The organism is Arthrobacter sp. Ld5 (assembly GCF_051172775.1).
Classification (GTDB): Bacteria; Actinomycetota; Actinomycetes; order Actinomycetales; family Micrococcaceae; genus Arthrobacter_D.
This window is the reverse complement of the sequence record NZ_JBPKBO010000004.1, coordinates 1-9,859: the sequence shown is the minus strand read 5'-3', so window position 1 is coordinate 9,859 and position 9,859 is coordinate 1. Positions and strand designations below refer to the sequence as shown.

Genomic DNA, 9,859 nt, shown 5'->3' with positions numbered 1-9,859 from the left:
GTGGGGGAAACGCCCGGTCCCATTCCGAACCCGGAAGCTAAGACCCACAGCGCCGATGGTACTGCACCCGAGAGAGTGTGGGAGAGTAGGACACCGCCGGACAACCATTCAACGGAAAGACCCCACCCCCCGGTGGGGTCTTTCCGCGTTAACCACCACCCCACCACCGGTACTGTCGATACATGAGTGGATTGTTCTCGCACCCTCCCGCCGAGACGGGCGGTCCTGAAGGACGGCCCGACCTTCAGTTCTCGGACTCCGTACCCGCTGCTGCCGATCACGCCTGGGCAGGGCTGACGCAGCACCTGCATCTGTGGTGGCCTGCCGGCGAGTTGAGCCGGTGGGGTGAGGACAGCTTCTTCGATCTGGAGGACAACGCCCTCGTCGAGACGTCGGCCCACGACGAGGAGAACGTGTGGGGCGAAGTGACGGACAGGATCCCGGAACAGTGGGTCGAACTGTCGTGGCGGCATTTCGGGTCCGCTTCCGCGACGGTGGTGCGGATCGAGCTGACCACACCCGGCGAGCCAGGTCCTTCTTCGAACCCGCCGGGCGAAAAGGCGGTGGATGGGTCCGGCGTGACGATCACCCTCAGCCACAGCGGGTGGACGGCGTCGGATCCGCAGGACATCTACGACTTCTACCGGGGGTTCTGGCCCGACGCCCTGTCGCGCTACCGCCGCTTCATGGGTGGCTCGTGATGATCGCCGCCGCGCTCGACGAACTCGGACACGCCCTGCCTGGTCGGGTGTCCACCGACCCTGAGGACCTCACCCGGAACTCACGGGATCAGGGCCCGGTCCTCGAGCCGGCGCTTCCGTCCGCGGTGATCCGCGTCCGCACCGTGGAGGACGTACAGGTGGTGCTGCGGTGGGCCAGTCGCCATCGCGTGCCGGTGGTGAGCCGTGGCGCAGGGTCCGGAGTGTCCGGTGGTGCACATGCGACGCAGGGCTGCGTCGTCCTGTCGCTCGAGCTCATGAACCACATCCTCGCGATCAACCCGGACGACGAGACCGCCGTCGTCGAGCCGGGGGTGATCAACGCCGACCTCAACACCGCCGTCGCGGAGCACGGCCTGATGTACGCCCCGGATCCGGCCAGCTACCGGTGGTCCACCATCGGAGGGAACGTCGCCACGAACGCCGGTGGCCTCCGCTGCGCCAAGTACGGTGTGACGAGGGATTCGGTCCTCGCCCTCAAGGTGGTGCTGGCGGGCGGCACCCTGATCTCGACAGGGCATTCGACGTTCAAGGGTGTCGCCGGATACGACCTGACCGCACTCCTGACCGGCTCGGAGGGCACGCTGGGCGTGGTGGTTCAGGTCACCGTCCGCCTCCGCTACCTGCCGCGGGACGTCCGGACCCTGGCCGCCTTCTTCGAGGACTTCCCGCAGGCGGCGGCCGGGGTCCTCGCCATCGGGCGGGCCAGGGTGCAGCCCTCGATCCTCGAACTCCTCGACGGGAGGACCCTCGAAGCTCTCGATGGTGCGCATGGGTCGAACCTCCGGGGGAGAGGGGGGTCGCTCCTGCTCGTGAGGACCGATGGGTATGGTGCTGCCGCGGAGGCCGCAGCGATCCGATCGGCGCTCCTCGGCCTGGGCGCGGTCGTCGAGGAGGAGGGGTCGGCGGAAGCCGAGCGGCTCGTGGACCTCCGCCGCCACAGCAGGGGAGACGAAGTGGATGACCTGTTCCGTGTGGGGGAGGACGTCGCGATACCGAAGTCCCGACTCGTGGACTACGTCGAGGCCCTCGAGTCGATGGCGGCTCGATACGCCGTCCAGCTGAAGGTCGTGGCCCACGCCGGAGACGGCAATCTGCATCCCACCTTCTGGGCCGAGCGCAGCGAGGGACCGCAGGCTCATGCCCGGCTGGACGAGGCACTCGACGAGTCGGTGCGCCTGGCGCTGGCTCTCGGCGGCACGATCACGGGCGAGCACGGCGTGGGTCAGTTCAAACGGAGGTGGCTCGCGTGGGAGCAGGAGCCGGCGGTCCTGGAGCTGCAGGCCCGCATCAAGGAGGTCTTCGATCCCCTCGGCATCCTGAATCCGGGAAAGGCCATTGTCGCCTGATCGTTGCCGCACCGGGCCGTCCTGTGCGGGATCGACGATGACGCCCGGTGATATCGTTCAGGAAACGGACGGAGATCTCCGTCATTTCCATTACTTCTTTCGGGGGCAGGATGTCTGAGAACAATCCGGGGCCGAAGGGCGAACAGCCCGACGGCGAGCAGGACACACCGCGGTACGGGGAGAACCCGCCGTCGTACGGCGAGAGCCGGCCCCAGTACGGGCAGCAGGGCCCGCCGTCGTACGGCGAGCAGGACACACCGCGGTACGGGGAGAACCCGCCGTCGTACGGTGAGGGCCAGCCGCAGTACGGGCAGCAGAGCCCGCCGTCCTACGGTGAGGGCCAGCCCCAGTACGGGCAGCAGTCCCCGTCCGCCTACGGACAGGGCGCGTCCCCGTACGGCCAGCAGAGCCCCTACGGACCGGGCGCGGGCAGCTACCCGGGACAGCAGGGCTACCAGGTCCAGACGGCGGAGAACCCCGGCAAGACGCTCGGTATCGTCGGATTCATCCTCGCGATCCTGATCGCCCCGGTCGGCCTGGTCATCAGCATCGTCGCGTTCGTGAAGTCACGGAAGGCGAGGATGGGTAATGGTTTCGCTCTCGCCGGCATCATCATCGGGGCGCTGTTCACCATCATCGGGGTGATCACCACGATCGCCCTGATCGCCTTCTTCGGCGACGTGACGCAGCAGATCATGGACGCATGTGAGGGCCAGCCCCCGGGAACCCCGGTCACCGTCCAGGGCCAGCCCCTGGAATGCCCGTAGCAGCAACCCCGGACGCGACGAGGGACCGGCAGCCGATTGGCTGCCGGTCCCTCGTCGCATGCACGGGAACGCCGGCCTAGTCGGCGTCCTCGTCGATCCCGATGGTCCTCGCATCCGCGGTCAGCATGATCGCTGCCTCGTCGCGGCGGTGACGTAGTTCGTCGTCGAGGTAGGACTGCACGGCCTCGGCCATGGGGACGTTCCTGTCCTCCCGCTCGGACATGTACCACCGGTGCTCGAGCACCTCGTGGACCACCTCGGCGGGCTCGAGCTTCCCGCCCAGTTCCCGGGGGACGGCACGCACGATGGGCTCGAAGACCTCGTTCACCCAGAGGTGCGCACTGAACTCCTCGTCGAGCGTGGGATTGTTGTCCGCCCGGTACGCATCCATGTCGTTGAGGAGGCGTCGCGCCTGGTTCTCCTGCGCGTCGAGACCCGTCAGACGGAGGAGGCGGCGGCTGTGGTGCCCCGCGTCGACGACCTTGGGCTGCAACTGGATCTGCGTCCCGTTGGCGGCGGTCTTGATCGCGTACTCCTCGACATCGAAGCCGAGCTCGTTGAGCCGGCGGATGCGCGCCCCCACCCGCCAGCGGTCGCCCAGCTCGAACGATTCCTGCTCCGTCAGCTCGCTCCAGAGGCGACGGTAGCTGTCCATGATCAGCTCGCTCGTGGCGAGCGGATCCACCTTCTCCTCGATGAGGCCGCCCTCCGCGAGGTCCATCAGCTCGCCGGCGATGTTCACGCGGGCGATCTCCAGGTCGTACTCGCGCTGACCGGTGGACAGCTCGGGGTAGAGCTCGCCCGTCTCGGCGTCGACGAGGTACGCGGCGAATGATCCGGCGTCGCGGCGGAACAGGGTGTTGGAGAGGGAGACGTCCCCCCAGTAGAAGCCGATCAGGTGGAGGCGCACCAGGAGCAGCGCCTGGGCGTCGATGAGCCGGGTCAGCGTGTCGCGCCGGAGCGTTTGGGAGAACAGCGCCCGGTACGGGAGGGAGAACTTGAGGTGGCGGGTGACCAGCACGGGGTCGAGTTCCTCGCCCTCCGGCGTGGTCCGGCCCGAGATGACCGCAACGGGCTCGACGCAGGGGACGTCGAGGCGCTGGAGCTTCCGGAGCATGTGGTACTCGTGGCGGGCGATGTGCTCGCCGGTCTCCTTCACGGCGATCACCGACCCACCGAGATGCGCGAAGCGCACGATGTGCCGGGAGATGCCCCGGGGGAGCGCGGCGAGGGCGCTCGCCGGCCACTCCTCGAGGGCGATGTGCCAGGGGAGGTCGAGGAGCTCGGGATCGGTCGCGGCCGCCGTGATGTTGAGGGAGCCCAGGTTGGGCGCCTCGGAGGACGCAGGGCGCACCCGCGGCAGCTTGCCGGTCTGGTCGTAGTCCGTCGGCTCGTCGTGCCACTGCGCGTTCGAGGTCTCTGTCATGGATGCTGCCTTCGTGTCGGGACGGGAAGTGAGCCTGCATCAAGCGTAGTGGCCGTTAAACGACGACGGCGGTCTCCCCGGGGCCCCAGGAGAGAGGCCCGGCGAAACCACCGCCGTCGTCGTGCGTGATCCGCGAAGAACCTAGACCGTCTCGGCCAGGCGCTCACCCGAGGAGGTGTCGAACAGGTGCACATGGCCCTGCTCGGGGCGCACATACACCGTGTCGCCCTTCATCGGTGGGCGACGGCCGTCGACGCGGGCCACGATGTCGTGGTCCTTGCCGTCCAGCGTGGTGTGTCCGTAGATGTAGGCGTCGGCGCCGAGTTCCTCGACGACGTCGACCTCGACCTGCAGGCCCTCACCCGCGGCGGCGAGGACGAGGTCCTCGGGGCGGACGCCGAGCGTGACGGTGTTGCCGGCCGCGGCCTGGAGGACGCTGCCGGGAACGGGGTAGACGATGCCGCCGAAGAGGACGCCGCCGTCGGCGACGGGGAGTTCCAGGAGGTTCATGGCGGGCGAGCCGATGAACCCGGCGACGAAGACGTTCTTCGGACGCTCGTACAGGTTGCGGGGGGTGTCCACCTGCTGGAGGATGCCGTCCTTGAGCACGGCGACGCGGTCTCCCATGGTCATGGCCTCGACCTGGTCGTGTGTCACGTACACCGTCGTGACGCCGAGACGGCGGGTCAGCGAGGCGATCTGCGTACGCGTCTGCACACGCAGCTTGGCGTCCAGGTTGGACAGCGGCTCGTCCATGAGGAACACCTGCGGGTTACGAACGATTGCGCGGCCCATGGCGACACGCTGGCGCTGGCCACCGGAGAGCGCCTTCGGCTTGCGGTCCAGGTAGTCCTCGAGGTCGAGGAGCTTCGCCGCCTCGCGGACGCGCTCGGCACGCTCCTCCTTGGAGACGCCGGCGATCTTGAGCGCGAAGCCCATGTTGTCGGCCACCGACATGTGCGGGTAGAGCGCGTAGTTCTGGAAGACCATCGCGATGTCGCGATCCTTCGGCGGGACGTCGGTGACGTCGCGGTCGCCGATCAGGATGCGTCCGGAGTTGACGTCCTCGAGGCCTGCGAGCATGCGCAGGGAGGTCGACTTGCCGCAGCCCGAGGGCCCGACGAGAACGAGGAATTCGCCGTCGGCGATGTCGATGTTGAGCTTGTCGACGGCGGGCTTCTCGGTGCCCGGGTACAGGCGCGTGGCCTGGTCAAACGTTACCGTTGCCATGGAGTTGGTTCCTTTTCACGGGCAGGTACGTGCCCGACGATCCGTAGTGAATGGAAGATATTCAGTTGTTGCGCGTGGCCCGTCAGCAGTACCGGTGACGTCGGTCACGCCTCCTGAGTATGACACGTTCCCTACCCGGGTGCACCCGCCGCGCGCAGCGCCGCGAGTTCTTCGAGCACCTCGGTGAAGGCCTGCGGGGTGGCGACCGAGAAGGACGCCGCAGTGTCTCCGGGGCCGATCCGGATGCCGACGTCGCCGGCGCCGAGGGTCTTCTGGGCGTGCTCGTCCGTGACGTCGTCGCCGGCGAAGAAGACCGCCGTCGCCCCCGTCGCCTGCCGCAGCAGGGCCAGTCCCTGGCCCTTGTCCGCCTCGACCACGGAGATCTCGAGCACGCGCTTGCCGGTCGTGATCCTCACACCGTCCAGCGGGGCGAGGCCTGCCCGGGCTGCCGCCACGGCGGCCTCGGCAACGGTGTCCGCCGCGGTCCTCGTGTGGAGCACGACGCCGGCGGGCTTGAACTCGATGCGCGTCCCGGGATGCCCGGCGACGGTGCGTTCGACGACGGCGACGGCGCGCGCCAGGAGATCGGCCTGGGCCGGCGTCAGCGACAGGGGGGCGCCGTCCGGCCCCGTCCAGGTCTCGGCACCGTGGCTGCCGATGAGCATGGTGTCCGCCGGCGGGTCCGCGACGGCGCGCAGGCTGTCGAGGGCCCTGCCGGAGATGAGCGCCGTCGTCGTCGCCGGCAGCCCGGCCAGCACCCTGACGGCCGCGGCCGATGCGGGGAGGGCCCGGGCGTCCTCGGCGCGCTCGACGAGCGGTGCCAGCGTGCCGTCGAAGTCCAGTGCGACGAGCAGATGGGGGGTGGAGGCCAGGCGGCGGAGGGCGGCCTGCAGCCCCGCCTCAAGCGCCACTGGCGGGGCTCCCGGACTGGAGCGCGCTGAGGAACGCCTGCGACCAGCGCTCGACGTCGTTGTGTATCACCTGGCGGCGCATGAGCCGCATGCGCCGCATGGCCTCCGGCTTCGGCATGGTGATGGCGGAGACGATGGCAGCCTTCAGCCCGTCGATGTCGTGCGGGTTGACGAGGATCGCCTGACGCAGGGTGTCCGCCGCACCCGCGAACTCGCTGAGCACGAGCATGCCCGTGTTCCCGGTCCGCGCGGCGACGTACTCCTTGGCCACGAGGTTCATGCCGTCCCGCAGGGCGGTGACGAGCATGACGTCGGCCGCCAGGTACAGGGCCACCATCTCCTCGACCGGGTAGCTGTGGTGCAGGTAGCGGATGGCGGTGTTCTTCATGGTGTCGTGGGTGCCGTTGATGCGGCCCACGGCACCCTCGATGTCCTCGCGCAGGAGGCGGTACTGCTCCACGCGCTCGCGGCTGGGGCTGGCGACCTGGATGAGGGCGGCGTCCTCCACGGTGATGGCGCCGTCCTCGAGCAGCTCCCCGTAGGCCTTCAGGCGATGGCCGATGCCCTTCGTGTAGTCGAGCCTGTCGACACCGAGCAGGATGTGCTGGGGGTCGCCGAGCTCCCGCCGGATCTCCTTCGAGCGTTCGATGACGTCGGGCCGCTGCGCCAGTTCCGTGATCGCCGTGGTGTCGATGGAGATGGGGAACGCCTCGGCGCGCGACACGTAGCCCGGTGTGCCGTCGTCGGACGCCGGCACCTGCACCTGCTGGGCCTTGATGGTGTAGCCCGTGAAACGGCGCACGCACCGCAGGAAGTTGCTGGCGTCGCTCGGACGCTGGAAGCCGATGAGGTCCGCGCCGAGGAGCCCCTCGATGACCTGCCGACGCCACGGCAGCTGCGCGTAGATCTCCAGCGGCGGGAACGGGATGTGGTTGAAGAAGCCGATCTTCAGGTCCGGGCGCGCTTCGCGCAGCATCTTCGGGACGAGCTGCAGCTGGTAGTCCTGGACCCACACGGTGGCACCCTGCGCAGCGACGGATGCCGTCGCCTGCGCGAAGCGCTCGTTGACCCGCCGGTAGGAGTCCCACCAGGTGCGGTGGAACTCCGGCGACGCGATGACGTCGTGGTAGAGCGGCCAGAGGGTGGCGTTCGAGAAGCCCTCGTAGTACAGCTCCACCTCCTCGGCGCTGAGCGGCACAGGTACCAGGCGCATGTTCGACTCGTCGAACGGCTCGAGCGTCTCGTCGGGGGCGCCGTGCCAGCCGACCCAGGCGCCGTCGGCCTTGGCCATCACCGGCGCCAGCGCGGTCACGAGACCGCCCGGTGAACGCCGCCACGAGCTCTCGCCGTTGTCGTCGACCACCCGGTCCACCGCGAGCCGATTGGACACGACGATGAAGTCGAAATCGCCGTACTGGTCGTCCGTCGAGAACGACGCCTGGACGCCGGGGGTGGTCGAGGGTTGTGCAGCACTCACAGCGGGCTCCATAAAGTAGTTGGTCTCTGAAACGACTCTATCCGGTCGGGTCCAGCCGGACGCGTGGCTGATTTCACGCGGTGCCGGGGCTGGGCTACCCTTATTGAGCGCTCCGCTCATGCTGCCCTCGGCACATGCATGACGACGGCGCCGCGCTGGCCCGGTCAGCACGCCTCCTTAGCTCAGTTGGCCAGAGCACCGCTCTTGTAAAGCGGGGGTCGTCGGTTCGAATCCGACAGGGGGCTCCACGACACCGGTGCCGCTGCCCGCCGACGGCCTTCGAGCGCCCCGCCCGTGCTCTCACCCCTCCCGGTAGCGGTTCCGGTAATCCTTGGCCATCGCCGCGTCGCGCGCCACCCGGTGGAACGCTCTCCCGTAGCGCCGCTGCTCCGCGACGTCCTGCCGGCGGTGGAGGCTCGCGAGTTCGCGGTCCATCTTCCGGTAGCTCAGCCAGCGGCGTTCCTCGAGGTCCCCGGCCGCGATGGCGGCCTGGACCGCGCACCCCGGTTCGCTCTCGTGCGAGCAGTCCCGGAACCTGCATCCGGCGAACAGTTCCTCGACGTCGCCGAACACCCGGGACAGCCCGTCCTCCGCGTCCCACAGGGCGAAACCCCGCAGGCCCGGAGTGTCCATGAGGATGGCTCCGTCCCCGAGCGGCACCAGTTCCCGGGCCGTCGTCGTGTGCCGCCCGCGTCCGTCCGTCGTACGGACCTCGCCCGTGTCCTGGCGGGCGTCGCCGGCGAGGGCGTTGATCAGGCTCGACTTGCCGGCGCCCGAGGGCCCCAGCAGTGCCAGGGTCTGCCCCGCACCGATCCGTCCACGCAGGTGCTCGAGGCCGTCGCCTGCCTCCGCCGACGTCGTCAGGACCTCGACCCCGCGGGCGCGGTCGACCGTCTCGGCGACCACGCCGTCGAAGCGGGAAGTCAGATCCGCCTTGGTCAGGATGACCAGGGGCACGGCCCCGGAATCCCATGCGGCGACGAGGGTGCGCTCGAGCCGGTTGGTCGAGAGCGGCCGGTCCAGGGGGACGACGACGCCCAGGAGGTCGATGTTCGCGGCCAGGGCCTGGGCCTCGGACAGCGGGTCGTACGCCCGCTTGCGCTGAAGCAGGGTCGAGCGGGGCAGGTGCCCGACGACGACGCGGTCGCCATCGCCCCGCAGCCCCACCCAGTCCCCGGTGGCGAGGGATCCGGCGTCGTCGAGGTGCAGGATGCCCTCCGTCGTGGCGACCAGGACCCGCCCGCGGTCCGTGCGGACGATCCGCCCCGGCTGCACGCCGGACGGGAAGTGGAAGGAGAAGAGAGCACCGATGCGGTCGGTGAAGCCGTACTGCAGAAGAGTGTTCAACGCGGTTCCTCCGAAGGAGGCCTCCCGCGGGGCGCGGTTACCGCGCCGATGCCGGGGAGGCGGGGTTCATGGGGGTGTTGTCGGCGCACAGCGCAACGGCAAGGACCTTCGTCATGACTCCACCTCCTCGATTCTCCTCATGCCTCCCGGCGGCTCCGGGAGCGTTCTCGGCATCCAGCCTAGCGGGGCCGGCAGGGGAAGGGAACAGCGGCCCCGGGCCTAGTGCGACCGCCCGAGGACGTCCGGGCCGAAGATCCTCACGAGACCCACCAGGCACCCCATGATGACGAGCGAGAGTACGGCGAGGAAGGGCATGTTCGGCTGCCGCGGGGCTTCGGCCCGCTGGATCGCCACCGCCTCGTCGGCGCTCGCCGACGCGGTGGCCGTGGGCGCGGAGGACGGCGCGGGCGTGGTCGCTGACGGGGACGGGGACGGCGACGGGGTCGCCGACGGCTTGGGCCGGGGTGTCGGCTTCTCCTCGGCCGGCGCCTCCTCGACGATCGGCGGCAGTACCTCGGGCGCCGGAGGCAGGGGAGCGACGGGGGCGACCGGCTGCACAGGGGGCGCCGGGACAGGTGCCGGGACAGGGGCAGGGGCCGGCGCCGGGGCTGGTGGCGGCGGCCCCTGCCCCTG

The 9,859-nt window shown here is 69.6% G+C and carries 9 protein-coding genes, 1 tRNA gene and 1 rRNA gene; 5 read left to right on the top strand and 6 right to left on the bottom strand.

Going from position 1 to position 9,859, the window contains the following annotated elements:
* From rrf to ACSGDB_RS02490, 4 genes are all read left to right on the top strand, one after another.
* Positions 1-102, top strand: a 5S ribosomal RNA gene (gene rrf, locus ACSGDB_RS02505); the annotation flags it as partial.
* 80 nt (positions 103-182) lie between these two features.
* Positions 183-701 (top strand): hypothetical protein, encoded by a 519-nt coding sequence (locus ACSGDB_RS02500; RefSeq protein ID WP_434992592.1) that lies wholly within the window; start codon positions 183-185, stop codon positions 699-701.
* Positions 701-2,068 carry an FAD-binding oxidoreductase gene (locus ACSGDB_RS02495; protein WP_434992593.1) on the top strand — a complete coding sequence of 456 codons (1,368 nt, stop codon included), beginning with the start codon at positions 701-703 and terminating at the stop codon, positions 2,066-2,068. The genes ACSGDB_RS02500 and ACSGDB_RS02495 overlap by 1 nt, the downstream gene beginning before the upstream one ends.
* A gap of 110 nt (positions 2,069-2,178) precedes the next feature.
* Positions 2,179-2,835, top strand: coding sequence for a hypothetical protein (locus ACSGDB_RS02490; protein WP_434992590.1), 657 nt, complete (start codon positions 2,179-2,181; stop codon positions 2,833-2,835).
* 76 nt (positions 2,836-2,911) lie between these two features.
* On the opposite strand, the gene ACSGDB_RS02485 is transcribed toward ACSGDB_RS02490, so the two are convergent.
* The 4 genes from ACSGDB_RS02485 to ACSGDB_RS02470 all read right to left on the bottom strand — a co-directional run bounded on the left by ACSGDB_RS02485 (position 2,912) and on the right by ACSGDB_RS02470 (position 7,891).
* A complete protein-coding gene (locus tag ACSGDB_RS02485) occupies positions 2,912-4,261 on the bottom strand; it encodes a DUF4032 domain-containing protein (RefSeq protein WP_434992589.1) in 1,350 nt (449 codons plus the stop codon).
* Positions 4,262-4,402: 141 nt separating this feature from the next.
* The gene (locus ACSGDB_RS02480) at positions 4,403-5,491 is read right to left on the bottom strand and encodes an ABC transporter ATP-binding protein (protein WP_434992587.1); all 1,089 of its coding nucleotides are present in this window, start codon (positions 5,489-5,491) and stop codon (positions 4,403-4,405) included.
* A 131-nt stretch (positions 5,492-5,622) separates the two neighbouring features.
* Positions 5,623-6,402 carry a trehalose-phosphatase gene (otsB, locus tag ACSGDB_RS02475; protein ID WP_434992586.1) on the bottom strand — a complete coding sequence of 260 codons (780 nt, stop codon included), beginning with the start codon at positions 6,400-6,402 and terminating at the stop codon, positions 5,623-5,625.
* A complete protein-coding gene (locus ACSGDB_RS02470) occupies positions 6,392-7,891 on the bottom strand; it encodes an alpha,alpha-trehalose-phosphate synthase (UDP-forming) (RefSeq protein WP_434992585.1) in 1,500 nt (499 codons plus the stop codon). Before ACSGDB_RS02470 ends, otsB begins: the two co-directional genes overlap by 11 nt.
* A gap of 159 nt (positions 7,892-8,050) precedes the next feature.
* On the opposite strand from ACSGDB_RS02470, the gene ACSGDB_RS02465 reads away from it, so the two are divergent.
* Positions 8,051-8,127 (top strand) — tRNA-Thr (locus tag ACSGDB_RS02465).
* 52 nt (positions 8,128-8,179) lie between these two features.
* On the opposite strand, the gene rsgA is transcribed toward ACSGDB_RS02465, so the two are convergent.
* The gene (rsgA, locus tag ACSGDB_RS02460) at positions 8,180-9,226 is read right to left on the bottom strand and encodes a ribosome small subunit-dependent GTPase A (RefSeq protein WP_434992584.1); all 1,047 of its coding nucleotides are present in this window, start codon (positions 9,224-9,226) and stop codon (positions 8,180-8,182) included.
* A 219-nt stretch (positions 9,227-9,445) separates the two neighbouring features.
* On the bottom strand, positions 9,446-9,859 hold a 414-nt coding region (locus ACSGDB_RS02455), incomplete at its 5' end, for a hypothetical protein (RefSeq protein WP_434992582.1).

Coding starts and splice junctions, on each gene's coding strand:
- ACSGDB_RS02480 (WP_434992587.1), bottom strand. CDS start 5,491: ATGGCAACGGTAACGTTTGACCAGGCCACGCGCCTGTACCCGGGCACC.
- ACSGDB_RS02470 (WP_434992585.1), bottom strand. CDS start 7,891: ATGGAGCCCGCTGTGAGTGCTGCACAACCCTCGACCACCCCCGGCGTC.
- ACSGDB_RS02495 (WP_434992593.1), top strand. CDS start 701: ATGATCGCCGCCGCGCTCGACGAACTCGGACACGCCCTGCCTGGTCGG.
- ACSGDB_RS02500 (WP_434992592.1), top strand. CDS start 183: ATGAGTGGATTGTTCTCGCACCCTCCCGCCGAGACGGGCGGTCCTGAA.
- ACSGDB_RS02490 (WP_434992590.1), top strand. CDS start 2,179: ATGTCTGAGAACAATCCGGGGCCGAAGGGCGAACAGCCCGACGGCGAG.
- ACSGDB_RS02485 (WP_434992589.1), bottom strand. CDS start 4,261: ATGACAGAGACCTCGAACGCGCAGTGGCACGACGAGCCGACGGACTAC.